Below are 26488 nucleotides of genomic sequence, written 5' to 3'. Positions count from 1 at the left end.
CAACGCTACCCCCGGAGATTCGGCCTTCGGTATGTTGGTGTGACCCAGGCAACTTGCCAAGTGCCGCAGAAGTGAAAGAATAATTTCACAGTACCGAGTTCTCCCAACCCCACAGCATCCCTGGAGGCCCCACTTTGCCCGGAATGAACCTGACGCGCGCCGAGGCACGCGAGCGCGCCGAACTGATCGCCGTCGACTCCTACGAGGTCGAGCTCGACCTGACCCGCGGTGAGAAAGTCTTCGGCACCACCACCGCCGTGAAGTTCACGGCGAGGCCGGGGTCCTCGACGTTCATCGACGCCGTCACCGACACCGTGCAGAGCGTCACCCTGAACGGTGTTGACCTTGATCCGGCAGAGGTCTCCGACGGCGTCCGCATCCAGCTGCCGGATCTGGCGGCGGAAAACGAGCTGCTGGTCGTCGCCGAGGCCCCATACATGAACACCGGCGAAGGGCTGCACCGCTTCGTGGACCCGGTGGACCACGAGGTCTACCTCTACACCCAGTTCGAGGTTCCGGATTCCCGGCGGATGTTCGCCGTGTTTGAACAGCCCGACCTCAAGGCCACCTTCACGTTCACGGTGATCGCCCCCTCGCACTGGGATCTCATTTCCAACTCCCCCACACCCGTGCCGGTCGAGACCATCCCCGGCACCGACGGCGGCGCCCGCTCCGTCTGGGAGTTCTCCCCCACGCCGCGGCTCTCCTCCTACGTCACGGCCCTGATCGCCGGGCCCTACCAGTCGGTCCGCAGCGAGGTGGTCTCCGCCGACGGGAAGGTCACACCGCTGGGAGTCTTCGCCCGCAAGTCCCTCATGCAGTACCTCGACGCGGACAACATCTTCGACCTCACCCGCCAGGGCTTCGAGTTCTTCGAGGCACAGTTCGGCTGCCCGTACCCGTTCGAGAAGTACGACCAGCTCTTTGTGCCGGAGTTCAACGCCGGGGCCATGGAAAACGCCGGGGCCGTGACCATCCTGGAAGGCTACGTCTTCCGCAGCAAGGTCACCGACGCCCAGGTGGAGCGCCGCGCCATCACCGTGCTCCACGAACTCGCCCACATGTGGTTCGGGGACCTCGTGACGATGCGCTGGTGGAACGACCTCTGGCTCAACGAGTCCTTTGCCGAGTACATGTCCCACCTGGCCGCAGTGGAAAACACCAGGTTCGACCACGCCTGGACCACTTTCGCCTCGGTGGAAAAGTCCTGGGCTTACCGCCAGGACCAGCTCCCCACGACCCACCCGATCTTCGCCGAAATCAACAACCTGGAGGACGTCGAGGTCAACTTCGACGGCATCACCTACGCCAAGGGCGCCTCGGTGCTCCGCCAGCTCGTCGCCTGGGTGGGTCCGGAGGAGTTTATGGCCGGTGTCCGCGAGTACTTCCGCAAGCATGCGTGGCAGAACACCGAGCTCAGCGACCTGATGGCCGAACTCGAAAAGGCCAGCGGCCGCGACCTGGACCAGTGGGGCCGGCTCTGGCTGGAAACCGCCGGTGTCAACACGCTCAAGCCCGAGCTGTCCGTGGGCGACGACGGGACGATTTCCTCCTTCGCGATCCTGCAGTCCGCCACCGAGGGCCAGCCCACCCTCCGCCCGCATCGGCTCGCCGTCGGCTTCTACAACCTCAACGGCGACGGGAAGCTGGAACGCGTCCACCGCGAGGAGCTCGACGTCGACGGCGGCCGCACCGAGGTGCCCGCGCTGGCCGGGCTCGCCCGGCCGGACCTGATCCTGCTCAACGACGACGACCTCGCCTACGCCAAGGTCCGTCTCGACCCGACGTCCCTCGCCACCGCCACCGCGCACCTCAAGGACTTCAGCCAGAGCCTCCCCCGCACCCTCGTCTGGGGCTCGGCCTGGGACGCGGCCCGCGACGGCGAAACCCCCGCCCGCGGCTATGTGGAACTGATCCTCGCCAACATCGCCGAGGAATCCGATTCCTCGGTCATCCTCGTCCAGCTGCGCCAGCTGGCCACCACCCTGAACTTCTACGTGGCCGCGGAACACAAGGAAGCCACCGCAGTTGCCGCCGCGGACCGGCTCTGGGACCTCGCCTCGGGCGTCCCGGCCGGCTCCGACGCGCAGCTGCAGTTCGTCAAGTCCTATGCACTGCTGGCCCGCAGCGCGTCCCAGCTGGACACCGTGTCCGGCCTCCTGGAGGGCAGCCTGGCGCTGGAGGGCCTCACCGTGGACCAGGACCTGCGCTGGGAACTGCTCACCTCCCTCGTTGTCGGCGGCCGCGCCGGACAGGAGAAGATCGACGCCGAGCTGGCGCATGACAACACCGCCACGGGGCAGAACGCGGCGGCCCTCGCCACAGCCGCGATTCCCACCCCCGAGGCCAAGGCCGCGGCCTGGGACTCGATTGTGGTCAGGGGCGAGCTGTCCAACGCGCTCCAGGGCTCGGCCGTCAGCGGCTTCACCCGGGTGCTGGACTCGTCCCTGCTGGAGCCGTACGCCGGGAAGTACTTCGACGCCGTCCCGGGCATCGTCAAGGACCGCACCCACGCGCTGGCCCAGCAGATCGTCGTCGGGCTCTACCCGGCGCAGCTGACCACGCAGGCGACCGTGGACCGGACCGACGCGTTCCTGGCCTCACTGCCGGCGGACAGCACGGCCCTGCGGCGGATGATGCTGGAGAACCGCGACGGCGTGGCCCGCGCGCTGCGCGCCCGCCAGGCCGACGTCGGCGCATGAGCCTCGATGAGCACCGCTACGCGCTGACAGTGCGCTGGACCGGGAACCTCGGCGAGGGGACGGCGTCGTACCGCGGCTACTCACGCGACCACGACGTCGAGATCCCCGGGCTGCCCGTCCTGCGGGGCTCCGCGGACCCGACCTTCCACGGCGACCGGAACCGCTACAACCCGGAACAGCTGCTGCTGGCAGCCCTGTCCCAGTGCCACATGCTCTCCTTCCTGCATGTTGCCGTGAAGCACGGTGTGGTGGTCACCGCGTACGAGGACCGGGCCGAGGGGCTGATGCGGACCAACCGGGACGGCAGCGGGCAGTTCGAGTCGGTCACGCTCAAGCCGCGAGTGACCCTGGCTGCGCCGGCGGCCGAGGAGCTCATGGAGGAGCTCCACGCCGGCGCGAACAGGGTCTGCTTCATCGCCCGGAGCGTCAACTTCCCGGTGCGCCACGAACCCAGCGTGGTGGTCGGGGGCCAGGCGGGCTGAGCAGCTCAGCCGGGCCCTCGGGCCCGGCCGGGGACGCCCTGGATGCGCACCGGGCCACGCGGCGGCGCTACTGTTGAAGTAGACCAGAGCGCAGCAACAAGGAGTACTCCCCCGCCGATGATCAGCCTCACCACCACCGAACCCATCACCCCTCCGGACATCTCCGCCATCAACCTTCCGGGTGTCCTCATCAGCCTGGGGGTCGGCGTCGCCGTCTGGCTGGTGGCGTCCTTCGTGATCTCCGGCATCACCAAACGCGTCGCCGCAGGCAGCACGTTCTTCAAGAAGCCGCACTTCCGCTGGGTGGCCCCCGCCTTCCGCGCCCTCGACCACGAACGCCGGGTCCAGCGGGCCAACACCATCGGTGCGCTGCTCAGCAGCGTCGTGGGTGTCCTGGTGGCCGTCCTCACCAGCGTCTACGTGCTCAAGAACCTGAACGTGGACGTGGCCCCGATCCTGACCAGCGTCGGAATCCTCGGTATCGCCATCGGCTTCGGCGCCCAGCAGCTGATCCGGGACTTCCTGGCCGGCATCTTCATCACCATCGAGGACCAGTACGGCATCGGTGACATCATCGAGACCTCCGAGGTGGTGGGCACGGTGGAACAGATGAACCTCCGGATCACCCGGGTCCGGGCCGAGGACGGCACCATCTGGTACCTGCGCAACGGCGAAATCCTGCGGGTGGGCAACCGCTCCCAGGGCACCTACGTTCCGCCCGACGCGCCGGCGGCGGACGACGCCGGCGACGCATCCCAGCAGAAGGCCGGAGAATAGAGCCATGACGATCCCCCTCGCCGGCGACCCCCGCCAGCCCAAGCAGCTGCTGCAGAATGATCCGTTCACCCAGCCCGGGCACACAGACAACTTCTACGACGCCGTGGGCGGCCATGAGACGTTCGTGAAGCTCATCGACGTGTTCTACGACGGCGTGGCGACGGATCCGCTGCTGCGCCCGATGTACCCGGAGGAGGACCTGGGCCCGGCCAAGCGGCGCTTCCTGATGTTCCTCGAGCAGTATTGGGGCGGCCCGACGACGTACGGCGAGGAGCGCGGCCACCCCCGGCTGCGGATGCGGCACCAGCCCTTCCGTGTCACGCCCGAAGCGAAGGAGCGGTGGCTGCACCACATGCGCGCCGCGGTGGATTCCCTGGAGCTCCCGCCGCTCTATGAGGGGACGCTGTGGGACTACATGGAGCGGGCGGCCCTCTCCATGGTGAACAGCCCGTCCGGAGCCTGAGGGGCGGAACCGCGACGTTGCTGCGGTGCGCCGGTGCGGAACCGGCCGGGGATCAGCGCCGTCCGTGCCGTACCGCGAGCGCGGCGCGCGCATTGCCGGCGACGTGCAGGAGGACCGCCACGATGAGGAAAGCGACGAGCACCTGGGCCGTTGTCGTCAGCGCGGCCGGCCAGCCGCCGTCGAGCGTCGGATCGAGGAAGTCGTAGACGTACCAGCCGTCGATCGCACCGCGCACCCACGAGAAGACGAGGAAGGCGGCGGGGTAGCCGAGCCACATGATCGGCCGCCGCCAGGTGCCGCGCACGGTCCTCGTGACCAGGAGCCAGTCGAGCGCGGCGAACAGCGGAGCCAGGCGGTGGTGCACGAGCTGGGGCCAGTACATGTCCAGGCTCCACCACGGCTCCCCGGGCGGGGCCACGAGGACGACATAGATGAGGCCCGTCATCACGAGGTACAAGGCCAGCGCACCGAACAGGCGGTCCCACCACTCCGGCAGCCGGGTCCGCGGCAGCGCAGCGGATGCGACGAGCACGAGCCCAAGCGCAAGGTTCGACTGGACCGTGAATTCCGAGTAGAGCTGGGCGATGTCCACGTCATTGCCCGGGAGCGTCGCGTCGTACGTCTTCCGGACGAGGGCGACAAGCACGAGGATGCCGACCGTGAAACGGAGCGCGCGGATCCACCTGCGGTCCGGATGCAGCGCATCGTTGAAGCCAAGGTGTCACTCGGGGGATCCAGCACCGACATGCCGCTCATGGGCCCAGTATGGCAGGCCCGTCAAGACCGGCGAGGGCGCCAGGCTGTCATCCCGAAGGCCTAAAGTCCCGAACCGGTGCGGGCCAGGACGTGCCCCCGGGGCCCGCTGAGCCGGAACCAGCGTCCGGCCCGGTAGAGCTGCTGTTCGCCGTCGGCCAGGAAGCCCAGCGTGAGGGCCGCGAAGGCGGCGCCCAGCGGGAGCCCGCCGGCGCCGGGCAGTTCCCTGCCCCAGACCGTGGCGCGGGCGTTGTTGACGATCAAGGCGCCGGGTTTGTCCGGAATGATGGCCGCGATCTCACTGATGCCGGCCTCGGCCGACTGGCGCAGGGCGGAATCCGGCAGCGTGGCGACGGCCTCCCACCCGGTCCGGGGCGCACCGACGCCGGCCCATGATTCGGTGACGGTCACCGGCGGCAGCGGCAGCTCGACGTCGTTCTCCCCCGCGCGTGCCAGCCGGTCCAGCACCGCAGAGATCGGGACCGTAACATCCGTGTCCGCCGGCTGCGCCAGGGCCATGGTCCGCAGCCCGAGGATCGTCGGCGTCGACTCTCCCAGCAGCCGCGGCCGCAGCACACACACGTAGGCCGCGAGCACCTGGCCGGACGCCTGGAGACGGATGGCGCCGTCGTCGATCGATTTGGCGCGGGTGGCGAAGGTGCGCAGATCTGCGAGGTCGCGGGGATCGGTGAACTGCAGGGGCTGGGTTAGGACGTCAGACACAATCTCGACTCTACCGGCTGTGCCTCTTTGGGGCGGTGCCGCAGGGACGTCTAGAGTCGAACCATGACTGAAGCCGAAGCCGGATTGCAGGGGCCGCCGACACAGGACCCCACCTCCTCGCTCCTCCACCTGCTGAACCTCGGTGAACTGGAGGGTGCCCGGACCGACGAGGACATCTTTATGGGCCCCTCCCAGCAGCAGCCCCGGCACCGCGTGTTCGGCGGCCAGGTGCTGGCGCAGTCCCTGATCGCCGGCAGCCGGACAGTTCCGGAGGAGCGCGGCGTGCACTCCATGCACGGGTACTTCCTGCGTCCGGGGGATGCCAACAAGCCGATCACTTTTGGCGTCCAGCGGCTGAGGGACGGCCGCTCGTTTTCGGCGCGGCGTGTCCATGCGTACCAGGAGGGCATGCCCATCCTGTCCATGATCGCCTCCTTCCAGGATGAGGACGAGGGAATCGAGCACCAGTCCGAGATGCCGGCCGGCATCCCGGGGCCGGAGTCGCTGCCCAGCACCGCTGACCTGCTGGGCAAGTTCGACCACCCGGTGGCACGCCACTGGGCGTATGAGCGGCCCTTTGACATCCGGCACGTCGACCCGGCGCTGTACGTCTCGGCCAAGGGCGAAAAGGAACCGCGCAACGCCGTCTGGATGAAGACGTTCGGACCGATGCCCAATGATCCGGAACTGCACCGCGCTGCCCTGGCCTACGCCAGTGACTACACCCTGCTGGAATCCATCCTGCGCAAGCACGGAATGAGCTGGATTACCCCGGGCATGTCCGTGGCCAGCCTGGACCACGCCATGTGGTGGCACCGGCCGGTCCGGGTGGACGAGTGGCTGCTTTACGTCCAGGAGTCCCCCAGCGCCCAGGGCGCCCGCGGCCTGGCCACCGGCAAGATCTTCAGCCGCGACGGCCGGCATGTGGCCACAGTGGCGCAGGAAGGCATGATCCGGGTTCCCACGGACCTCAAGAGCAAGGTCAAGGGCGTAGTCCAGACCAAGGTCCTGGAGCACCAGATGCGCAAGGCCGAACGCGGCTGACCCCCGTACCGTCGGGCCCGGCTGCCCGTCGCCGCTGCCGCTGCCACGCGAAAAGGCCGGCTCCCTTGGCGGGGAGCCGGCCTTTCTGTTCCGCTCGTGTGCGTCGCGGGCTAAGTGGAGAACTTAGTCGCGGGTGAGGCGGCGGTGGGTCACGCGGTGCGGCTTGGCTGCATCCGGGCCCAGGCGTTCGACCTTGTTCTCCTCGTAGGACTCGAAGTTGCCTTCGAACCAGTACCACTTGGAGGGGTTTTCCTCGTCACCTTCGTAGGCCAGGATGTGGGTGGCCACACGGTCCAGGAACCAGCGGTCGTGCGAGACCACCACGGCGCAGCCCGGGAATTCGAGCAGGGCGTTTTCGAGGCTGCTGAGGGTCTCGACGTCGAGGTCGTTAGTGGGCTCATCGAGGAGGAGCAGGTTTCCGCCCTGCTTGAGGGTCAGGGCCAGGTTCAGGCGGTTGCGCTCACCACCGGAGAGGACCCCGGCCTTCTTCTGCTGGTCCGGTCCCTTGAAGCCGAAGGCGGCGACGTAGGCGCGGGACGGCATTTCGACCTGGCCGACCTGGATGTAGTCGAGGCCGTCGGAGACAACCTCCCACAGGGTCTTGTTCGGGTCGATGCCGCCGCGGCTCTGGTCCGCGTAGGAGATCTTGACGGAGTCACCGATCTTCAACTCGCCGCCGTCGAGGGGCTCGAGCCCGACGATGGTCTTGAACAGGGTGGTCTTGCCGACGCCGTTGGGGCCGATGACACCGACGATGCCGTTGCGGGGCAGGGTGAAGGAGAGCCCGTCGATCAGGGTGCGGTCCTCGAAGCCCTTCTGCAGGTTCTTCGCCTCCAGGACAAGGCCGCCCAGGCGGGGTCCCGGCGGAATCTGGATCTCTTCGAAGTCCAGCTTGCGGGTGCGGTCGGCCTCGGCGGCCATTTCCTCGTAGCGCGCCAGACGGGCCTTGGACTTGGTCTGGCGTCCCTTGGCGTTGGAGCGGACCCACTCGAGTTCCTCGGTGAGGCGCTTGGCCTGTTTGGCGTCCTTCTTGCCCTGGACTTCGAGGCGGGCGCGCTTCTTCTCGAGGTACGTGGAGTAGTTGCCCTCGTACGGGTAGAGGTGGCCGCGGTCCACTTCGGCGATCCACTCCGCCACGTGGTCAAGGAAGTACCGGTCGTGGGTGACAGCGAGGACGGCGCCCGGGTAGTTGGAGAGGTGCTGCTCAAGCCAGAGCACGCTCTCGGCGTCAAGGTGGTTGGTGGGCTCGTCGAGGAGCAGCAGGTCCGGCTTCTGGAGCAGGAGCTTGCAGAGGGCGACGCGGCGGCGCTCACCGCCGGAGAGCAGGGTGACGTCGGCTTCCGGCGGCGGGCAGCGGAGGGCGTCCATGGCCTGCTCCAGCTGGGAATCGAGATCCCAGGCATCGGCGGCGTCGATCGCTTCCTGCAGCTGACCCATTTCCTCCAGGAGGGCATCGTAGTCAGCATCAGGGTTCGCCATCTCCTCGGAGATGTCGTTGAAGCGCTGGATCTTGCCGTAGATCTCGCCGACACCTTCCTGGACATTGCCCAGAACGGTCTTGTCCTCGTTCAGCGGGGGCTCCTGCAGCAGGATTCCGACCGTGTAGCCGGGGCTGAGCCGGGCCTCACCGTTTGAGGGTGTGTCCAGCCCGGCCATGATCTTCAGAATGGTGGACTTACCGGCACCATTCGGGCCGACAACGCCGATCTTGGCCCCCGGGAAGAAGGACATGCTTACGTCATCGAGGATGAGTTTTTCGCCAACAGCTTTGCGGGCGTTGGTCATTGTGTAGATAAATTCCGCCATGCCTACAAATCTAGTGGTTCGGCCGGGATAACTCACATTCCTGCAGTCCTGATGTACTGCCCGGCCGCGTCTGCGTCCAGCCCCGCAGGGGTCCTGCTGAGATCCCGGCTGAGACGACGGGCCATGTGGAGCCGGCGCCATCCATCGACGGCGCCGAGCACCCGACCGCCGCTTCCAGAACCAGCAACGTGGCGTTGAACGCGACAAGGGCGGGCGCCGCACCGTGGCTCAGCAGTGCCGGCGTGACCTCAGCACTGTAACGGGCGCGCCCGCGGCCGTTCAGGCGGCGGCCTCTTTCAGTTCGCCCGTCTCCTCATCGAGCTCCTCCACCCCGCCGGTTGCGTCGTCAACGAATACAGAGTGGGTGGCGGGCCCGTCATCGTCATCGCTCCCCTCATGTTCCGGGTGGTTCTGGTCGTCCTCCGTGTTCCCGCCGCGGCGGCTATCGGGGTCCGCTGCCGACGAACCGGCGGGGCCGGCAACAGCTTGGGGACCGTTGCCAGCAGCTGTACGGATGTAGTTGGCGGATCCCCACATGAGGTCATGGCCGACGGACTCGGCGTCGATTTCGGCCACGTGGTAGATCCGCCCATCATTCTCCCAGCTCCTCATCTTGAGCCGTCCCACGACGATGACCCGCTGGCCCTTCTTGATGCTGCAGCCGATGTTTCCTGCCAACTGCCGGTAGCCCTGGACCGTGAACCAGTTGATGTTCCCGTCAATCCAGGTGTTCGTCGCGCGGTCGTAGCGCCGTTCGGTGCAACCCAGCCGGAAGTTCGCCGTCGCCACGCCGCCCGGCGTCGTCGAACTCTTGGGCTCCGTGGCGACGAAGCCACGGACCGTGATGTTGTCACTCATTCTCATGTCCTGTCTCGAAATGTGTGCCCTAGCAGGCTCCTCCAGCTTCGCCCCGGGCAGAGTCCTCCGCGAGGGCCGAGGTGCGCCATGTGGAAAACCCGCTCCGGGGCACCGCGGTGTCGGGGCCGCCGGGTGTTCCTGACAGCGGAGTCGCGCGGGGCACGCTAAACTTTTGGAGGCGTCCCCCGGCAGCAGCCGGGCAGGTACGCCGACGTGCCCCAGTAGCTCAGGGGATAGAGCAGCGGCCTTCTAATCCAAAGGCCGGGTATTCGAGACCGCCTTAGATTTTGGGTTGCGTTCGCCCCCCTTGGGAGGGACAGGTCCGGACTCAATTGAGAGGCCCACCAGGATGTACTCGAGGCTGATGCCGGATACTTCGCAGATGCTCTGCAGTTCGTCCAGGGTAAACGGCGTGCCGCCGAGGAGCTTCCTGGACACCGTTGACTGAGGAAGCCCCGTGAGGCGAGCCAGTTCGGAACCCTTGATGTTTCGTTCAGCAAGTTGCCCCCGCAGCCGGCGGGCAACTGCGACGGACAACGACTCGGATGAATGCTGTTCGTTGATTGCTGTGCTCATGGACTGAACTATACCCATTGACTGGGTAAGTGCAACACCAAACGGGCGAACCGACCACTTTACCGTTAATTCAACCACTCGGATTACCATCGCCGGCTACCTGCCGACACGGTAAAACCACGTGAATTTCAGGCTTGTAACTTACTCATTTTTGGGTAATACTCTTACTCATGAGTGAAACAGTCAGCGAGCGGGTAGCCGCCAATGTCAGGGCCGAAGCCGCCCGACTCAAGATGTCCCAGCGCGACATCGCCGCAGCACTCGGCGTCAGCCAGTCCTCCGCAAACCGCCGCTACCTCGGCGTCACCCCCATCGATGTAGAAGAGCTCTACGCGCTCGCCGACAAGTTCGGCGTACCAGTCGCGAAGCTATTGCCGGCAGAAGCTCCAGCCCGGGCACAGTCCGCCTGACCCCCAGTTGTCCCGCCCGGCACCGCCGGCGGGCAGTAAGTAGGGCGGCCCAGTGACCTCTCGCCAAAGAATCACACTGGACCGCCCGTAGATAACCCAAGAGCCAGGCCCTTTTGCACGGGGTCACCTGGCTCTCGAATCAGAATCGAGTCTATCAATGGATGCTCGCACTTCACAGGGGCCGGCTACGTCGGAACTCCCCCGCAATCTGTACTTTGGGGCCGAGGACGTGGTGGCGCAGCAGCCGTCCATCACTGACGCCAACCTCGCCCTGGTCCGCAACCAGCGCCACGTGCTGGTCGGGCACGTCACCCACAAGGCCGAGAAACTCCTCTCCGGCGTTCGGGCGCTGAAGGACTTCGACGCCACCGGCAACGCCGGCAGTACCCTTGACCACCTCGAAGCCCTCCGGGACGACCTCGGAAAGCTGACAACAAACCTCATCCATGACATCGAGCAGGCCGAGGAACGTTACGAGCTGGCCACACGCGTGAGCCTCGACGAAGTCGCCGACGTCGCTGCCCCCAAAACTCCGGCAGCCGTCGAGCCAACACCCCAGGCTCCGACAGCTGCCGGCCCCAAGCCCAGCCCCGGCCTGGCTGCTGCCAACCGCCGGGACGAGATCCTGTTCGGCGTCCGGGCATGAAGGCCAGGGTGAAGCGGTTCGCCGTGGTGCAGCCGATCGGCCACCGCCCGTACAAGGACCGCGCTGATCTGCACTTCCGGGACAACCTTGAACTCAGCGCCCAGCTGGCGACCTATGCTCGCTCGAAGTGGCCAGCACCGCAGATGATCGCCGTCGACGTCCACGCGAAGCAGATCATCGTCGACGGCTCCCCGCGGGCCAACTACTCCATCCACGAGTACCGCAGCCCCGCCACCGCCGGGGTCCCGCAGTGAGGGCACCGTCGGCTCGGGTCGGCAAGAATCGCCGCCGCGTCCACGTCTACGCCCCTCTCCTCGTCCTCGGCGCGCTCCTCATGACCGCAGCCTTCCCGACGTTCAACTCCGCCTACCTCGTGGGCGTGCTCTTCCTCACCGCCGGCGCCGCCGGATTCGTACTTGAGACAGGAACCCAGCAATGACCGAACAGCCAGCAGAGACGATGACCGAGCAGGCCTTCCTGGGCAATGCCGAAGTCGGCGAGGTGAAGCACGTCCGGGTCCCCGAGATCCACGACGCGCCCGCCGCGCAGCGGATCGCCCCGACCCGCCTGACTCCGCCCACGCCGCTCTACCCGGCCCCCGTCGTGGCCATGTCCCGCCCCTACGAAGTCGCCCAGGCAAACATCCTGCTCCGCAAGACCATCACCGCGGCCGCCAAGCTCCAGCAGGCCCGCAAGGTATCCGAGCAGGCAGAGGAAACGCTGAAGGCGGCGCTCGCCGCCGAGAACCTCGCAGAGATCGACTCAGTCGAAGCCGACCGCGCCCTCCTCACGTTCGCACGAGAGGCGGCCGACCAGTGAGCACCACCTTCAACGAGCTCCAGCGCACCCAGCTCGCGCCCCACCCGAAGAACGTCCGCCGCGACGTCGGTAACGTCGTCGAGCTGGCCAACAGCATCACCGCCCAGGGCATCATGCAGCCCCTCGTCGTCGCGCCGGACCTCACCCAGCGCCCGGACGTTCCGTTAGAATCCATCGCTGAATTCCAGTACACGATCATCGCCGGCCATCGCCGGTTCGCAGCCGCCGAGCTGGCCAACCTCGACGTGCTGCCCTGCGTGATCCGGGCCGACCTCAACACCGAGCCAAAGCAGCTCGAAGCGATGCTCGTCGAGAACACCCAACGCACCGATCTCACCATCACCGAGGAAGCCGAGGCCTACCAGTCGCTCCTCGAGTTCGACGGCTACACCATCAAGTCCGTTGCCAAGGCAACCGGGCGCTCGCAGAACCTGGTGCGCTCGCGGATCGCGCTGACGAAGCTCTCCGAAGACGCGAAGGTCAAGCTCGAGGAGCGCACCCTCAACATTGACCAGGCGCTCGTCCTGACAGACTTTACGGCGGACGAGGCGGCAACCAAGCGGCTCCTGAAGGTGGCTGACAGCCCGAACGAGTGGGCCTTCCAGCTGGCCAAAGAGCAGAAGGCGAAGGCGTGGCTGGAAAACCTGCCCCGCCTCACCGCGGAGCTGCAGGGCGCCGGCGTGGAGATCGTCGACCGTCCCGAGGGGCCGGCCTGGCAGTGGACAGAATGGCGCGTCTCCTACCAGACAATGACCGTCGCCGAAGCGGTGGCCGGCGACTGGTCCGCGATCTGCGATAAGCGCGAGCCGGAAATTACGTGGCTGAAGAAACGCCCGGCAGGGACAACCCCGACTGTCCAGGAGCGCACCCCCGAGCAGATCGCCGAGGAGATCCTCCAGCAGGAGCTAACCCGCGGCCTCGCCACAGCCGCCGAAGTTCGCACAGAGTTCATCAAGAACGCCATCCAGCACCCGGCCGCCGACAAGACCAAAGCGATGCTCGTGGACTACATCATCCAGCGGCACCGCCTTGACGACCTGGCGGCCTGGCTCGACATCGCCCTGGGAGAAGGTCAGGAAGAGGCCGACTTCGCAAAGCGAGATAAGGGCGTCACCGACGCCATAGGGAAACTAGACCTCCCCCAGCTGGTTGCCCTCATGCACGTAGACCAGTTCGAACGCGAGATGTACATGACGGACCTCGGCGGCTGGCGCTCCGGTCCCGGCTGGCAGTCCACCGAGTCGTGGCGCGGCCGCCTCGGGACCGAAGCCGAACAGGCCGCCCTTGCCTACCACCGCGCCGAGGAAGAAGCCACCGATGACTAACCACATCCTCATCCGCGATCGCCAGCACAACCCCATCTGCGCATGCGGCCACCGCCCCGCCATCCTCGACCAGCCAGGCCCCGCCGTCGTCGGCGTCCAGTGGAAAGCCAAGACCGACGTCCTCGACCACATCGACGAGGCCAACAAGCTCGAAGGCAACACACCCGCCCGGCGCTCGCCGGATGCCCCGTTCGCCGGCCGGCACTCAACGACGTATCCGCGGGCAGGGGTCCGGCAGACCGAGGACGGCCGGTGGCTTCTGACACTGTGGGACGGCGACGCGATCGCGCACGTCATCGATGAAGTGGATCGGACCCACGCCGACCGGTACACCGCGTTCAGCCAGGGCTGGCTGACCGTCGGAGCCTGCCGGAATGCCGGCACGAACCTGAACGGATGGGCCCGCTCATGAGCCCCAAGGTAGAGGCCACCCGTCCGGAAAAGGTAGAACGCTGCGGCTCATGCAACGGCGTCATCAACATGCAGACGGGCGAATGCCGCTGCTCCTGAAAGGAAGGCAAAGCAATGGTTGAAATCAAATGGCAGGACCCGCCGAGCAGGCGCGGCGGCACGAGCCGGGACTACGACGCGGTCATCGAGAAGCAGAACCCCGGCAAGTGGGCGCTCATCAGCGACCAGTGGAAAACCACGGCCCCGCCGTCTGCCTTCAAGCAGCGCGGCTGCGAGGCAACCGCCAGGCGCAACGAAGGGTCGAAGACGTGGAGCGTCTACGCCCGATGGCCCCACAAGACCACCCCAGCAGTCGCCGCACCGGTGGACGCTGAGAAGGCCAAGATCCTCCAGGCAGTCCAGTCCGGGTCGGCGCTCACCCCTCCGCCGGCGTTGGCTCCCCGTAAAGGCTCGCCGGCAGCCAACGCTGCTGGGGCAGCCGACATGGGCCTCTCCAAGTTCCTCGCCGACCGCAGGGCCCGCGGCGCCGTCGACATCCCAGAGTGACCCCCCGCTGCCGGCACAGCCCGGCAGCACCAGGGCCCGATAGGCAACCGACCGCTGAACCCAAGTCCCCCTGCGGAAGTAAGCACCCGGGCCGCGTTCGAATCGCGGCGGGTCCACGAACACCAGTGACGGCAAAGGAGCCACCATGCACTACTGCCCCACCTGCGGACACCACCACGGCCAAGGCAGCGGCTGGGTCAAGTGCATCGCCGTCACCACCACCGACAACGGCGGCGCCAAACGCTGCTGCTGCTCCGGCCCCACCCCAAGCAACTAGACGAGGAACCGATGATACTCACCGTCAACACCCTGGATGTCCGCCAGGCGCTCCAGTCGGTCATCCCGCACGCAGCCGATGTGAAGGACAGCCCGGCCCACGCCGTGGTGCACTTCACCGCCACCGATCAGAACCTGTACCTGACCGCGTGCAACATGCAGACCCTCGGCCACTCGGTAGCTTCCGTGTGGGAAGCAGACGGCTTGACCGGAGATCCGGACACCGACGCTTTCAACCTCCCCGTCGATGTCGCCAAGGAACTCCTGGCCCTCTTCAAATCAAGCGGCAAGCAGAAGGAAGGCGAGATCGGCGAGGCCCTGCGGCTGACCATCAAGAACAAGACGATCACCGTCCTGGACGTCTCCGGACTCTTCCCCGGCAAGGAACTCACAATCCCGCGGGAGGACGGCAACGACTACCCGGTGACGTTCGGGCGCATGCTCATGAGCGCCGTGCTGTCCGAACCTGTCATGCCCAAGCGGCTGACAGCCTCCGGACGCCTAGTCAAGCTCTTCGCGACCGCTGCTGCCGCCTACGGCGAACCGCTGGTCATCGAACCCACCGAAGACGCGCGTCGCATCCTCATTAGCTGCGGAGAGTCCTTCCTCGGCATCCTGATGCCAATCCGCGACGAAGAAGTGGCAGGCAACCTCAACGCCTGGCGCGAAGGATGGATGCGGCGCCTCCCAGAGATAGCCCACGCCGGCGGCACCATCAAGCAAGACGAGCCGACACCCGCCGCCAACTTCCTCCGCAACGGTTCCGGCTTCCACGGCGGAACCATAACCATCACCCCCGCCGAGCTCGACCCCGTTACCGGCGGAGTGCCCGAACGCGTACTCCAGGCCGTAGAAGATGCTGGCCTGCTTGAACAGGCAGCCGAACTGATCATCACGACCCAGTTCGGTTCGGCATCCATGCTCCAACGCAAACTCCGGATCGGATTCGCGAAGGCAGGCAACATCCTTGACCGGCTGGAGAGCGCCGGCATCGTAGGCCCCGCCGACGGGTCCAAAGCCCGCGCCGTCCGCTTCATGCCCGACCAGCTGCAGACCGCAATCGAGTCGCTAGGAGCCAACGCATGAACCCGGACTGCCGCGACGGCAAGCACGCATCATGCTCCGGTTACGGGTGGGACCTGGAAACCGACAGCGCTATGGACTGCCCGTGCGACTGCCACGAGTGCGGCCCCAGCGATGACCTTCGAGAGGCCATCTTCCCCGTCCTTGAGAAGTGCTTCGACTCTGACTGGAACATGACCTACGCCGAGATGGTGAGCGAAGCTGTCCGCGCCGCCGGATATCAGAAGATGGCCACCGAGACGGAATGGGGAGTGCGTCGGGATGCTGATTCCGCACTGCACTCACGTGATGCCGCAGAGCGGACGATCGAGCTGCAGCGCAAGCGCAAGCTCAAGACTTTCCTAATCAAACGGCAGGTCGGCCCGTGGGAATTGGTGGTCGAGCCATGAGGTACACCATTCCCACATCCAGCCGCCCGATCATCATCGACGAGCCGGAACACCCGGCGCTCGCCGATCCCGAGGTCATCGCCCTGGTTCAGGCCATCCACGACCGCAAGGCAGAAAAGGAAGGGCAGTGATAGGTGGCATGGCTCAGAAGCGGAGACAACGCAGCAACGTATCCCCCACTTATGAAAGTCGCATACCTGGGAGAGGACGACCGGGCGCTCAACGAGGTGACCGGCTTCCTGTTCCGGTGTGCGATGCAGTCCGCTGGCCACATGACGGACTACTACATCGACTTCGGCACTGCTCAAATGATGGGCGGGTCGAACTGGCGCAACGTCACGGACGCCGCGGTGAAGGCCGGTCTGCTCACGGCCGAGACCGAACCGGACGGGGCGCCCCGCTGGAAGCTCATCGAGGACACCGACTTCCTGCACATCCGTCTCCGCGAGGAAGTGGAGTGGGATCGGCAGCAGGCCCGGGACTCCAGGGACACGAAGCTCACCTCGGCCGTCAGGCACCGCGACGGGGACGCCTGCCGCTATTGCGGGCAGATCGTCTACTTCGGCGATAAGAAGTCCGGCCGTAGAGGCACCTACGACCACCGAGGGGACACCGGCCAGCCCGGCACCCTCGAAACCCTCGTCGTCGCGTGCGGCAGCTGCAACAGCGGCCGCCGAGACTACGACGACAGGGACAACCGCTACCCGCTCCTGCCGGCACCACCCGCCCCGCACTACCGCCAATCAACCGTCACATGGCTCGCCAAGCACGGATACACCGTCAAAGCCAACGAACCGACAAACCCCACCAAGCCGCATCACACCGGCCCGGCAACGGAAGCAACACCCGGCCAGGCAACGGAAACCACCGGCCCTAACCCCGGCCTGACATCGGAAGCAACACCCGGTCAGGCAACGGCACCAGGAGCAACGGCAACCGATTCGCCAAATCCGGCAGATCACCTGCCCACAAAATCTGGATATGTCGGGACGGGTCTGGACGGGGCGGGTCGGGCAGGTACTGGTCAGGCTGTGAGCCCAGCCCAGCCAATCACCAAACTCTCACCACCCAGCAAACGATCCAGGCGCGGACGCCCACGCAGCAGAGGACGGAACTAGACATGCCCAACCCAACTGCTTGCATTCCGAAACTCTCAGAAGCTCAGTTCCAGCAGCAGGTCATCGACCTGGCCAAGCTGCACGGCTACACCCTGATCTACCACACCCACGACAGCCGGCGCTCTCAGCCGGGGTTCCCTGACCTGGTCCTTGTCTCCGAGCACCGCGGCCGCGCGTTGTTCCGTGAGCTCAAGACCGACGCCGGCAGGGTCTCCCCTGCTCAGTTCTCCTGGATCTCCGGCATGCTCCTCGCCAAGCTCAACGTCGGGGTCTGGCGCCCGGCCGACCTGAAGTCCGGCCGCATCATCAAAGACCTGAAGGGTGAAGCATGACCACGACTCTGGATCTCGAATACAAGTACCGGATCGAGCTGCCCGCCGGCGACATAGTGATGCTTCCCTTCACCCTGGCGAAGAAGAACACCACCTACCCGGCGCACTGCATCTTCGACCACGAAGAGCCGGCCGCCACCATCGACCGGACGCACCTCTGCTGGCAGTGCACCGAGTGGCTGCGTGAATCCTTGAACTCGATCAGCGAACACTGGCCCGACCTCGAAGACGCACTGGCACCCTCCGGCGGCCGCGCCGCATCATCCGAGCGGGTATCCGGAACCGGGGATCTCTTCCCGCCGCTGCCGATCAACGGTGATGTCTCCGATGTCATGCGCGATACCCGGAACGCCATCTGGTCCACCGTCGGCCAGCTCGTCCAGGACCGGCCCGACCTCCGCATGCCGGCCGACCACGGCACCGGGGTCCTCGCCGACTGGCTGGCCCGCTGGCACGTCGGCTATCTGGCATCACATCCGTCGGCCGCGCACCTCACCGCCGTCGGAACCGACCTCGCCAAGGTAGTCCCGGCAGTGAAGTCCGCCGCCTACCAGTCCCCACCCGTCGAGGTCTCGCTCGACATCGCCTGCCACCATGAAGGTTGCCGCGGAGAAGTGGTGGCCACCGAGACGCCGGCTGGCCGGAAGGTGGTCCGGTGCAGTGAGAACATCACCCACCGGGTAGCGGCAGACCAGTGGTTCTACACCCACGCCAACAGCAGGCCAGGCCGGGCCAGCAGCGCGCTCAAGAAGAAGTACTTGAAGGCGAGGCAGTGAACATGTTCGTCAGCCAGCTGTTACCCATCACGCCGACCATCGAAGTGGATGTCACCCGCATTGTCCGGCATGGTCTGGCAGACGTCCTCGAATGGCTTGGCGAGGAAGTCGGTCCCAAGCCCGGGGAACAGATACACGTCATGCTGGCTGGCAGTCAGCTGATCGTGTCGCAGGCCTTCATGGACAAAGCAATGGCGGAAGCACGCCACGCCCGACACGCCACCTCCCACACATCCTTGACTTAAGGATCTAAATTATGGGGTGAGCTGGTGTTTCGCACCCAGCCACAGTCAGAGCCTCGACCGGTTAGCCGGCGGGGCTCTTCCCATGTGTGCAGGTGGTGGTCATGCCGGCGCTCGATGAGTGGGACCCGAAGCGCGGGAGGACGGGCCGGCCATGGCGCCGGCTGGTCGTGAAGTACTGCGTGCCTGGTTCGATCTGCGCATGGTGCAACGAGGAGATTGTCTTCGGTCTGAGACCTCGCCACCCGCGGGGCCCGTCGCTCGATCACATCGTCAAGCTGGAGGACGGCGGCCACCCGACCGCACCCTGGAACCTTCAGCCCATGCATCTCGGATGCAATGTCCGAAAAGAAAATGAGCATCGACGCCGCGTGAAAGCAGGCGCACAGCGGGTCGAAAGACCCCGAACGAGGCTCCGTCCGCAGTGAAGTTCCTTGGAATGTAGGCAATTTTTTAGGAATCCGGTGTGTGGGCGACCCGCGCATGTTCCATTTTTTCTCTCCCTTGGGAATCACCTGATCTTCCCTTTTTGTGAGGGCGCGACCTTCGCCCCGAAAGGAACGACCCGTGAACCGACGAGCACCAGACGCGCCCGGCCCGGCCGTCCCCTACATGACCGACACCTGCGGGCACGATGCAGGCATAACCGACGGGCCGGTCTGCCGGAACCGCGCAACAGTTCACCTGCTCGCAGGCGAGGCACCAGACAAGCCCCGCGACTGGACCATGAGCGCATGCCCGGACCACCTGCCACAAGCGATGCTGATCGCCTACGACTGGCACGTCGTGTCTCCCGCCTGCCAGGTCCCGGGTGCAACGTGGCAATCCGGCAACTGCCAGGGCGAAGGGTTCTGTTTCTGGCCGGAAGCCGAGGCGATCATGCACGAGGAACTGGAAAGGACCGGTAGTGACGAAGCAGCGTTCGACAGTCATCAAGCACGGCGATAAGCCGGGCCTGACCGGCTACCGTAAGGGCTGCCGCTGTGACGTATGCGGCAAGGCAAAGAGCGACGACAACGCCGCTTACCGGGCGGCGAAGAAGCTGCGGGATGCCAACGGCGTCGACGCCGCACAGCAGATCCTCGCGACCCCTCCGGAAGTTGCCCCGTCGTCGATGGCGATCAGCTGGCTTGCACCGGCCGGCCCGATCGAAACGACGCTCGTTGGCGAGCTCGACGCGCTGATCGGCGAGCCGCCATTCAAGAAGACTCTGCTGGTTCTGGCTAAGTACAACGCCCGGGTGCTGGATCAGATCCCGCAGCTGGAACGCCCGGACCTGATCAGCGGCATGCAGTCGCGCCTGTTCAACGTCTTCGACCGACTGCGCCGCACGGAGCCGGCCGCCGGAGCCGGCGCCTGGGACATGTCCCAGCTGTTGCAGGCGGATGACTGAGCCGAGGAACCCGGCGCCACGCTTCGCTACCCAGCGGAACTACACGCGGAAGACGCTCGGCGGTTCCGTGTGCAAGGTCATGGAGGCATCAGGCCGCGCCCCAATGCCGTGGCAGCGGGACGCCCTGGCTGTCACGTGCGAGATAGACCCGGCGACGGGCGGCTTCTGGTACGACACGGTGATCGTGATCGTCCTGCGGCGCGCAGGAAAGACAACGATCAGCCGGGCCAAGCTGACGCACCGGGCGCTGACGACCGTCGACGGCCGCATGATCTACACCGCGCAGAACAGGCTGAAGGCACTCAAGAGGCTCCGGGATGACTTCTACCTCCCGCTGTACCGGTCGCCTCTGAAAGAGACGCTGGAGAAGCCACGCTGGCGCGGCGGCGAGGAAGCTGTCCGGTGGAAGACTGGCTCCGAGTTGGCCATCGATACCGTGTCCGAGAACGCCGGCCACGGCGACATGAACCACGAGGCGCACATCGATGAGGCCTACGCCCACGCCGACAACACCCTGGAGGGTGGTGTCCAGCCGACTCTGATGACCGTGATCGGCTCGCAACTGTGGGTCCTCTCGGCCGCCGGTAAGGCCCACTCCGGCTACCTCATGGACAAGGTCGAAGTAGGCCGGGCACTCGTGGAGTCAAAGCGCGAGACCCGGACGTGCTACATCGAGTACTCAGCCCCCGATGATTGGGACCCCGCGGACCCTGAATCGGTGGCCGCTACGCACCCCGGCGTCGGGCACACCATCAGCCTCGACCGCGTGATGGCTCTCCGGGATGCATCGAAGGATCACAGTGAATGGGAACGCGCCTGGCTCGGCTGGTGGCCGAAACCCAAGACGCCGCCGCGGGTCATCCCGACGTCGGCCTGGGAATCGAACTACACGACCGGCGAGGACGAGACCTGGACCGGGACACCCTTCTGGACCATCGACACCTCGCCCGATCGCGAGACAACATCCATCGCCATGGCGGCCGCATCAACGGCGCCAGGCAAGACCTGCTATCTGGAGCTGTACGACCAGCTCCTCGGGACCGCCGGCGTCGTGTCGGCGATGGTGAAACTGCGTGCCAGCTTCGGCGGCAACATCATTGCCCTCGACGGCAACGGCGCGGCCAAGTCGCTGCGGAAGGATCTGGAGGCCGAGGGTTTCGAGGTCATCCTCGTCTCGGGCCCGCAAAGGGTCGATGCCTGCGGCGGCTTCTACGACGACGCCCTGGTCGGCGCGCTGCGCTTTGAGAATGACGACCTGCTGAACAAGTCGATGGGCAACGCCGTGAAGCAAAGCGTCGGCGGCCGCGCCTGGATCTTCGCCCGCAACCGAACGCTCGCTGACATCTCCGGCTTGTATGCCGTGGTGTTCGCCCGCTGGATCTTCAAAGAGAAGGCCGCGGAGAACTACAACGCGCTGGACTCAGTGCTCTAGAAGGAGATGAAATGCCCGCCTGGCTTACCACCGTTCTCGACCTGCTGGGCGCCGCCCTGATCGTCGCCGGCATCGCCATGGTCTTCGTGCCGGCTGCGTTTGCCGTGGCCGGCGCGGCGTGCCTGGCGATCTCTTGGAGGGCGAGCCGTCGATGAGTATTTTCTTTGGCAACGAGGAACGCTCGTTGGGTTCGCCAGTCGACAACGTCATGGGCGGCAGCTTCGCCACAGGCGGTGGCCTCGGCGGCCGCAGCATGAAGGGCTCGCTGCGCGTCGTGCCAGTGTACGCCGCGACCAGCCTGATCGCTGACTCGCTCGCCGTCACACCGATCTCGGCGTTCCAACGAAAGCCGAACGGCGCCAGGGTGACCCCGGCGAAGCAGCCGGGCCTTGTGACCAACCCGAACCCGAACCCGCTGGGCACCCGCATTGACTGGCTCCACCAGTGCACGACGTCGCTGAAGCTCAGGGGCAACGCCTACGGCGTGGCCGTCGACGTCGATGCCTTCGGAACCTCGAAGGTCCAGTGGCTCAACCCGGACGGCATCCATGTTGACGAGTCGGGCCCGCTGCCGGACTACTACTACAACGGCAAGAAGCTGGTCCGGTCCGAGGTCGTGCACATCGCCGAGTACGTTCTCCCTGGTTCGGTCGTCGGGCTCTCCCCGATCGAGCAGTTCCGGGCCCAGATCGAGATGGCCCAAAGCGCGCAGACCTTCGGTAACAACGTCTACCGGCGGTCGGGCGTCCCCTCGGGCCACCTGAAGAACACAAAGCAGACGCTCTCTGCGCTGGAGTCCGGCGTCGTGAAGAGCCGCTTCAAGTCCTCGGTGGCCAACGGGGACGTGTTCGTCTCCGGCAACGACTGGGAGTACAACAAGCTCGGCCTGTCCATGGCCGACGTGCAGTTCCTCGAGCAGATCAAGGCCACCGCCAACCAAGTCGCCGCGATCTACAAGGTCCCGCCGGAGGAGATCGGCGGGGACTCGGGCAACAGCCTGAAGTACACCACGGAGGAACTGAACCAGCAGAAGTTCATCCGCCGTGCGCTGCAGCCGACGGCGGTCCGGCTGGAGCACCACCTCAACCGGCTGCTGCTGCCCGGCTACTACGTGAAGTTCAACCTCAACGCCAGCGCCCGCGGTGACCTCAAGTCCCGCATGGAAGCCTACGAGGTTGGCCTCCGCATCGGCGTCTACACGCTGGAGCAGGTCCGTGAATTCGAAGACTTCGAAATGCTAACCCAGCATGAGATCGACCAGTGGCAAATCTGGTTCGGCAACGTGAAGAAACTACAGAACGGAGGTGGTTCCGATGCGTGATCTGGAACTGCGCCACATCAGCCAGCCGGTCGAATTCCGGGAGACCACCAACGGGCTCGGCACCCTGAGCGGATACGCCTCCGTCTTCAACAGGCTGTCCCAGAACCTTGGGGGCTTCGTTGAGCGCGTCGACCCGGCGGCGTTCAACAAGTCCCTCGCCGATCAGGTGCCGGTCCTCGCCCGGTACAACCACGACGACAACCAGCTGCTCGGCACCACCGAGGGCGGGACTCTGACTCTGGAAGCGGACGGCACCGGCCTCCGCTACGACGTGGCCCTGCCGGATACCAGCACCGGCCGCGACGTCCGCGAGCTCGCCAAACGCGGCGACCTTCGCTACTCCAGCTTCGCGTTCCGGACCATCGATGACTACTGGGATGTCACCCCGGAAGGGTTCCCGATGCGGACCCTGCTCGCGGTCCAGTTGGTCGACGTCGCCCCGGTGAACAACCCGGCCTACAGGGACACCACCACAGGGCTGCGCTCGCTGGCCGAGCATCTGCACATGGACGTCGCGCAGGTCCGCGACGCCGCACCCGAGGAGCTGCGCAAGCTGATCCTCACTCCCCCAGATTCCCGCACCGATGAGGAGCGGGCAGAGCAGAACGAGGGGCAGCACGAAATGCACCCTGACCTCACGCTCTATCGGCGCCGGCTGGATCTCCACCGCGCCTAGTAATGCCCGTGGGCAGGACGAAATCCACCCGCACCTCACCGATCACACCATCCTTCGAACCCCGAGCAGACTGCCCGGGGTTCTGTCATTTCCGGAAGGGGAATGCCATGAGCGCTACGCTCGCCAAGAAGCTGCTCGAAAAGCGCGCAGCCGCCCACGAAAAGGGCAAGGTCATCATCGACCGTGCGGAGGCCGAAGGCCGCGCACTGACCGCGGAGGAAGAGACTTCCTTCAACACCATCACCGCCGAGATGGACTCCCTGCGCGCGCAGGCCGACCGCCTTGTGGCCTTCGACCAGGAACAGAAGGACATCGAAGCGTCCCTCCGCAACGTTCCCGGCCAGGGCGAGGACCGCAACCAGGACCCGGCCGGGGAGCTGCTCCGCAGCATGCTCAAGACCCGCGCCGGAGAATGGGACTACGCGCCCACCAAGGAAGAGCGCCAGGAAGTCCGCGCGCTCGTCAAGGGAACGCCGTCTGCCGGCGGCGTCACGGTGCCGACCACGTTCTATGGCCAGCTTATGGAGCACGCCATCGAGACGTCGGCGATCCTCTCGGCCGGAGCCACGATCCTCTACACCTCCAGCGGTGAAGAGATCAGCGTTCCGGTCACCCTCTCCGCGCCCGTCGGCGCGCAGGTCGGTGAGGGCCAGGTCATCCCGACGTCCGAGCCTGTCCTCGGCAAGCGCTCGCTGTACGCCTACAAGTACGGCGACCTCTGCCAGATCAGCCGCGAGCTGATCGACGACTCGGCCTTCGACCTGGAGAGCTTCATCGCCCGCCAGGCCGGCCGCGCCGTCGGCAACGCCTTCGGCGCCAAGCTCGTCGCCGGCACCGGCACGAACGAGCCGTCCGGCCTGATCACTTCCACCACGCTGGGCAAGACGGGCGGCACCGCCGTCGGCGGCGCCCCGACCTGGGACGACCTGATCGACCTGTTCTACTCGGTCATCGGCCCGTACCGGAACAGCCCCAACGCAGGCTGGCTGGTCAAGGACGGCACGGCAGCGACCCTCCGCAAGATCAAGGATCTGGAGGGCCGATACATCTGGCAGCCGTCGGTCATCGCCGGCCAGCCCGACACCATCGAGGGCAAGCCGGTCTTCACCGACCCGAACATGCCCGGCGTGGGCCTCGGCGCCAAGTCCGTCGCCTTCGGTGACATCTCGGCCTACTTCGCCCGCATCGTCAACGGAGTCCGCTTCGAGCGCTCCGACGACTTCGCATTCGACAAGGACCTCGTCACCTACCGCACGATCATCCGCGGCGACGGCGTCCTGGTCGACCAGACCGGCGCAGTGAAGCACTTCGCCGGCGGCGCTTCCTAACCGAAGCCCCATAGACGCGGCGGGCGGCCCCTGAACACAGGGCCCGCCCGCCGCTCTCCAACCGTGCACCGCCCTCCAAAGGAGAAAGATCATGGCCGCAAAATCCAACAAGACCGTCAAGCTGGTCGCCCGCATCTCCGGCACCCGCGACGGCAAGGACTGGCCCGCACCAGGCCAGACCATCACCCTGCCTGAAGCCGAAGCCAACCAGCTCCTGCTCAACGGCATGGCCGTCGACCCCGACGTAGAGACCGCCACCGTCACAGGTCAGGTCGAGACAGCTACCGCCCGCGGCAACCAGCCGCTCCGCCAGTCCGCAGTCCAGGCCAAGGCAGACGCCGACGCCCAGGCAGCCGCCAAGGCACAGGCCGAAGCCGACGCCCAGGAGGCCGCCGCCAAGCTCCTCGAGGAGCAGGCAGCGAAGACCAAGGCTGACGCAGACGCCGAAGCGAAAGCCGCGGCCGAAGCCGAAGCGAAAGCCGCGGCTAAGAAGTAATGGCTTCGGTTGACCTGGGCGCACGGGCGTCCGTCAAGTGGGCCACCGCCCCGGCGGAAGGACCCTACGCGCTCGCGGTCACCCGGCCCGACGGCGTGCTGCTGGACCCGGCGCCGGTTCCCACGGGGACCGGCGCCGGGACGGTGGCCGCCTTCACCCCGGCCATGCCCGGGCGCTACCTGCTCTCCTGGTCGGGGAACGGGGTAGCGGCCTACACGGACATCCTCGATGTCTGGCCGGCTGACCCGCAGTTCCTGATCCCGATGGATGAAATCCGCAACGGGCTCAAGCTGGCGCCGAACGCGGACCCGGCGACGATGGATGATCTGCGGCTTTACAACGCCGCGGCGACTCCCGTTATCGAGGACATCACCGGGCCGATGCTCGCGGCGACAAAGACCTTTGTCAGTTCCGGCGGCGGGTCGACTGTGATCCTTCCGCATCTACCGAGTCAGATCCTCGGGATCACGCTCGACGGCGCCCCGGTCCTGGACTATGTCCCCGATCTCGCGTCCGGGCTGATCTATGGCGGGTCCCGGTCCGCCGTGCGGCCCTTCGGCGTCGGCGAGCTGGTGATCACCTACCGGATCGGTTCGGCCGTGATCCCACCTAACATCCGGCTTGCGGCCCGCGAGCTCGTCCGGTTCTGGTGGCAGGGCGGAATGCAGGGATCCGGCGGCGGCAACGTCCGCGGCAACCGGCCCGAGGCCGACGTCTTCACCCCGTCCGGCTTCGCGGTCCCGCGCCGCGTGATGGAACTCTGCGCGCCGCACGAACAGATCGGCGGGTTCGCCTGATGGCCGGCCTCGATCTGACGCAGGCCACGCTCGGGCTCGCGTTCAAGAAAGCGTTTTACCGTGCGACCGCGGATCTGTTCGCCGGCGGCGTGGACACCGAACACGTCTACGTCGTGTTTGGGCAGCCCTCGACCTACGCCCCGGACGACATCGTTTCTTTCGGCCGGCTCAGTTCCGGCCAGGAAACGGCGACGATAGGCACGAACCGCAGCCGCGAGGAAACCCTCAGCCTCGAGGTGACCGTGTCCTGTTTCCGGGGCGGCGGCGAAGAGGCCGAGATCGAGACGGCCGAACGCGCTTACGAACTGCTGCGCCGTATCGAGCATCACGTCCGGATGGAAGACACCACCCTCGGCGGCATCGTCCGGTTGTGTGTCCTGTCCGGCCACGAGTCCGAAGGCGCCACGCCCGAGGACCTGATCGAACAGGGCCGCGTGACCGAAGTCGTCGCGACCTTCACCGCTAAAGCACGGATCCAGGCTTAGGAG

36 protein-coding genes are annotated in these 26488 nt (G+C 66.2%); 31 read left to right on the top strand and 5 right to left on the bottom strand.

What is annotated here, in order from left to right; genetic code table 11:
• Nucleotides 1-143: 143 nt before the first annotated feature.
• The 4 genes from pepN to GXK59_RS06675 all read left to right on the top strand — a co-directional run bounded on the left by pepN (nt 144) and on the right by GXK59_RS06675 (nt 4424).
• A complete protein-coding gene (gene pepN / locus GXK59_RS06690) occupies nt 144-2702 on the top strand; it encodes an aminopeptidase N (RefSeq protein ID WP_160665396.1) in 2559 nt (852 codons plus the stop codon).
• A complete protein-coding gene (locus GXK59_RS06685; RefSeq protein WP_160665394.1) occupies nt 2699-3184 on the top strand; it encodes an OsmC family protein in 486 nt (161 codons plus the stop codon). The genes pepN and GXK59_RS06685 overlap by 4 nt, the downstream gene beginning before the upstream one ends.
• A gap of 117 nt (nt 3185-3301) precedes the next feature.
• Nucleotides 3302-3961: a mechanosensitive ion channel family protein gene (locus GXK59_RS06680; RefSeq protein ID WP_160665392.1), complete on the top strand. Its 660-nt coding sequence runs from the start codon at nt 3302-3304 to the stop codon at nt 3959-3961.
• A 4-nt stretch (nt 3962-3965) separates the two neighbouring features.
• Complete coding sequence (locus GXK59_RS06675) at nt 3966-4424, top strand: globin (RefSeq protein ID WP_160665390.1); 459 nt, start codon at nt 3966-3968, stop codon at nt 4422-4424.
• A gap of 52 nt (nt 4425-4476) precedes the next feature.
• Here GXK59_RS06675 and GXK59_RS06670 read toward each other — a convergent pair whose 3' ends face one another.
• Nucleotides 4477-5070: a Pr6Pr family membrane protein gene (locus tag GXK59_RS06670; RefSeq protein WP_237393806.1), complete on the bottom strand. Its 594-nt coding sequence runs from the start codon at nt 5068-5070 to the stop codon at nt 4477-4479.
• Between the two features lie 170 nt (nt 5071-5240).
• Nucleotides 5241-5900: a hypothetical protein gene (locus GXK59_RS06665; protein ID WP_160665388.1), complete on the bottom strand. Its 660-nt coding sequence runs from the start codon at nt 5898-5900 to the stop codon at nt 5241-5243.
• A 63-nt stretch (nt 5901-5963) separates the two neighbouring features.
• Between GXK59_RS06665 and tesB the strand changes: the two genes are divergently transcribed.
• Nucleotides 5964-6944, top strand: a complete 981-nt coding sequence (tesB, locus tag GXK59_RS06660) for an acyl-CoA thioesterase II (protein WP_160665386.1) — start codon at nt 5964-5966, stop codon at nt 6942-6944.
• Between the two features lie 123 nt (nt 6945-7067).
• Here the strand turns inward: tesB and ettA are convergent, their stop codons facing one another.
• From ettA to GXK59_RS06645, 3 genes are all read right to left on the bottom strand, one after another.
• Nucleotides 7068-8750, bottom strand: coding sequence for an energy-dependent translational throttle protein EttA (gene ettA / locus GXK59_RS06655; RefSeq protein WP_024368197.1), 1683 nt, complete (start codon nt 8748-8750; stop codon nt 7068-7070).
• A gap of 279 nt (nt 8751-9029) precedes the next feature.
• Nucleotides 9030-9608 (bottom strand): single-stranded DNA-binding protein, encoded by a 579-nt coding sequence (gene ssb / locus GXK59_RS06650; RefSeq protein WP_160665384.1) that lies wholly within the window; start codon nt 9606-9608, stop codon nt 9030-9032.
• A 249-nt stretch (nt 9609-9857) separates the two neighbouring features.
• Nucleotides 9858-10184: a helix-turn-helix domain-containing protein gene (locus GXK59_RS06645; protein WP_160665382.1), complete on the bottom strand. Its 327-nt coding sequence runs from the start codon at nt 10182-10184 to the stop codon at nt 9858-9860.
• 170 nt (nt 10185-10354) lie between these two features.
• Here GXK59_RS06645 and GXK59_RS06640 point away from each other — a divergent pair, with 170 nt between their 5' ends.
• The 26 genes from GXK59_RS06640 (at nt 10355) to GXK59_RS06530 (ending at nt 26485) form a co-directional block, all read left to right on the top strand.
• Nucleotides 10355-10594: a helix-turn-helix domain-containing protein gene (locus GXK59_RS06640; RefSeq protein ID WP_160665380.1), complete on the top strand. Its 240-nt coding sequence runs from the start codon at nt 10355-10357 to the stop codon at nt 10592-10594.
• 157 nt (nt 10595-10751) lie between these two features.
• Complete coding sequence (locus GXK59_RS06635) at nt 10752-11240, top strand: hypothetical protein (RefSeq protein WP_160665378.1); 489 nt, start codon at nt 10752-10754, stop codon at nt 11238-11240.
• The gene (locus GXK59_RS06630; protein ID WP_160665376.1) at nt 11237-11494 is read left to right on the top strand and encodes a hypothetical protein; all 258 of its coding nucleotides are present in this window, start codon (nt 11237-11239) and stop codon (nt 11492-11494) included. The genes GXK59_RS06635 and GXK59_RS06630 overlap by 4 nt, the downstream gene beginning before the upstream one ends.
• Complete coding sequence (locus GXK59_RS06625; protein ID WP_160665374.1) at nt 11491-11679, top strand: hypothetical protein; 189 nt, start codon at nt 11491-11493, stop codon at nt 11677-11679. The genes GXK59_RS06630 and GXK59_RS06625 overlap by 4 nt, the downstream gene beginning before the upstream one ends.
• Nucleotides 11676-12059: a hypothetical protein gene (locus GXK59_RS06620; protein WP_160665372.1), complete on the top strand. Its 384-nt coding sequence runs from the start codon at nt 11676-11678 to the stop codon at nt 12057-12059. Before GXK59_RS06625 ends, GXK59_RS06620 begins: the two co-directional genes overlap by 4 nt.
• On the top strand, nt 12056-13384 hold the full coding sequence (locus tag GXK59_RS06615) for a ParB/RepB/Spo0J family partition protein (RefSeq protein ID WP_160665370.1): 1329 nt from the start codon (nt 12056-12058) through the stop codon (nt 13382-13384). Before GXK59_RS06620 ends, GXK59_RS06615 begins: the two co-directional genes overlap by 4 nt.
• Nucleotides 13377-13796, top strand: a complete 420-nt coding sequence (locus tag GXK59_RS06610; RefSeq protein WP_160665368.1) for a hypothetical protein — start codon at nt 13377-13379, stop codon at nt 13794-13796. Before GXK59_RS06615 ends, GXK59_RS06610 begins: the two co-directional genes overlap by 8 nt.
• Before the next feature lie 113 nt (nt 13797-13909).
• Entirely contained in the window at nt 13910-14341 is a 432-nt protein-coding gene (locus GXK59_RS06605; RefSeq protein WP_160665366.1) for a hypothetical protein, read from the top strand.
• A 145-nt stretch (nt 14342-14486) separates the two neighbouring features.
• Nucleotides 14487-14618 carry a hypothetical protein gene (locus GXK59_RS20890; protein ID WP_272927710.1) on the top strand — a complete coding sequence of 44 codons (132 nt, stop codon included), beginning with the start codon at nt 14487-14489 and terminating at the stop codon, nt 14616-14618.
• Between the two features lie 11 nt (nt 14619-14629).
• Complete coding sequence (locus GXK59_RS21015) at nt 14630-15703, top strand: DNA translocase FtsK (RefSeq protein WP_160665364.1); 1074 nt, start codon at nt 14630-14632, stop codon at nt 15701-15703.
• The gene (locus GXK59_RS06595; RefSeq protein ID WP_160665362.1) at nt 15700-16089 is read left to right on the top strand and encodes a hypothetical protein; all 390 of its coding nucleotides are present in this window, start codon (nt 15700-15702) and stop codon (nt 16087-16089) included. Before GXK59_RS21015 ends, GXK59_RS06595 begins: the two co-directional genes overlap by 4 nt.
• Entirely contained in the window at nt 16086-16220 is a 135-nt protein-coding gene (locus GXK59_RS20885; RefSeq protein WP_272927709.1) for a hypothetical protein, read from the top strand. The genes GXK59_RS06595 and GXK59_RS20885 overlap by 4 nt, the downstream gene beginning before the upstream one ends.
• 51 nt (nt 16221-16271) lie before the next feature.
• A complete protein-coding gene (locus GXK59_RS06590) occupies nt 16272-17207 on the top strand; it encodes a hypothetical protein (RefSeq protein ID WP_160665360.1) in 936 nt (311 codons plus the stop codon).
• Nucleotides 17208-17209: 2 nt separating this feature from the next.
• On the top strand, nt 17210-17539 hold the full coding sequence (locus tag GXK59_RS06585; protein ID WP_237393805.1) for a VRR-NUC domain-containing protein: 330 nt from the start codon (nt 17210-17212) through the stop codon (nt 17537-17539).
• A complete protein-coding gene (locus GXK59_RS06580) occupies nt 17536-18315 on the top strand; it encodes a hypothetical protein (RefSeq protein WP_160665358.1) in 780 nt (259 codons plus the stop codon). Before GXK59_RS06585 ends, GXK59_RS06580 begins: the two co-directional genes overlap by 4 nt.
• Nucleotides 18312-18560, top strand: a complete 249-nt coding sequence (locus GXK59_RS06575; protein WP_160665356.1) for a hypothetical protein — start codon at nt 18312-18314, stop codon at nt 18558-18560. Before GXK59_RS06580 ends, GXK59_RS06575 begins: the two co-directional genes overlap by 4 nt.
• A 564-nt stretch (nt 18561-19124) precedes the next feature.
• Nucleotides 19125-19505, top strand: coding sequence for a hypothetical protein (locus GXK59_RS06570; RefSeq protein WP_160665354.1), 381 nt, complete (start codon nt 19125-19127; stop codon nt 19503-19505).
• Entirely contained in the window at nt 19465-19950 is a 486-nt protein-coding gene (locus GXK59_RS06565) for a hypothetical protein (RefSeq protein WP_160665352.1), read from the top strand. Before GXK59_RS06570 ends, GXK59_RS06565 begins: the two co-directional genes overlap by 41 nt.
• On the top strand, nt 19943-21382 hold the full coding sequence (locus GXK59_RS06560) for a hypothetical protein (RefSeq protein ID WP_160665350.1): 1440 nt from the start codon (nt 19943-19945) through the stop codon (nt 21380-21382). Before GXK59_RS06565 ends, GXK59_RS06560 begins: the two co-directional genes overlap by 8 nt.
• Before the next feature lie 11 nt (nt 21383-21393).
• Nucleotides 21394-21537 (top strand): hypothetical protein, encoded by a 144-nt coding sequence (locus tag GXK59_RS20425; RefSeq protein ID WP_202129076.1) that lies wholly within the window; start codon nt 21394-21396, stop codon nt 21535-21537.
• Entirely contained in the window at nt 21534-22703 is a 1170-nt protein-coding gene (locus tag GXK59_RS06555; protein WP_160665348.1) for a phage portal protein, read from the top strand. Before GXK59_RS20425 ends, GXK59_RS06555 begins: the two co-directional genes overlap by 4 nt.
• Nucleotides 22696-23379 (top strand): HK97 family phage prohead protease, encoded by a 684-nt coding sequence (locus tag GXK59_RS06550; protein ID WP_160665346.1) that lies wholly within the window; start codon nt 22696-22698, stop codon nt 23377-23379. The genes GXK59_RS06555 and GXK59_RS06550 overlap by 8 nt, the downstream gene beginning before the upstream one ends.
• A 107-nt stretch (nt 23380-23486) precedes the next feature.
• On the top strand, nt 23487-24707 hold the full coding sequence (locus tag GXK59_RS06545) for a phage major capsid protein (RefSeq protein ID WP_160665344.1): 1221 nt from the start codon (nt 23487-23489) through the stop codon (nt 24705-24707).
• Nucleotides 24708-24798: 91 nt separating this feature from the next.
• Nucleotides 24799-25203 (top strand): hypothetical protein, encoded by a 405-nt coding sequence (locus GXK59_RS20420; RefSeq protein ID WP_202129075.1) that lies wholly within the window; start codon nt 24799-24801, stop codon nt 25201-25203.
• Nucleotides 25203-26000, top strand: coding sequence for a hypothetical protein (locus tag GXK59_RS06535; protein ID WP_160665342.1), 798 nt, complete (start codon nt 25203-25205; stop codon nt 25998-26000). Before GXK59_RS20420 ends, GXK59_RS06535 begins: the two co-directional genes overlap by 1 nt.
• Nucleotides 26000-26485, top strand: a complete 486-nt coding sequence (locus GXK59_RS06530; protein WP_160665340.1) for a hypothetical protein — start codon at nt 26000-26002, stop codon at nt 26483-26485. The genes GXK59_RS06535 and GXK59_RS06530 overlap by 1 nt, the downstream gene beginning before the upstream one ends.
• Nucleotides 26486-26488 lie beyond the last annotated feature (3 nt).

This window comes from Pseudarthrobacter sp. ATCC 49987 (assembly GCF_009928425.1).
Lineage (GTDB): Bacteria > Actinomycetota > Actinomycetes > Actinomycetales > Micrococcaceae > Arthrobacter.
This window is presented reverse-complemented; position numbering and strand designations above follow the sequence as displayed.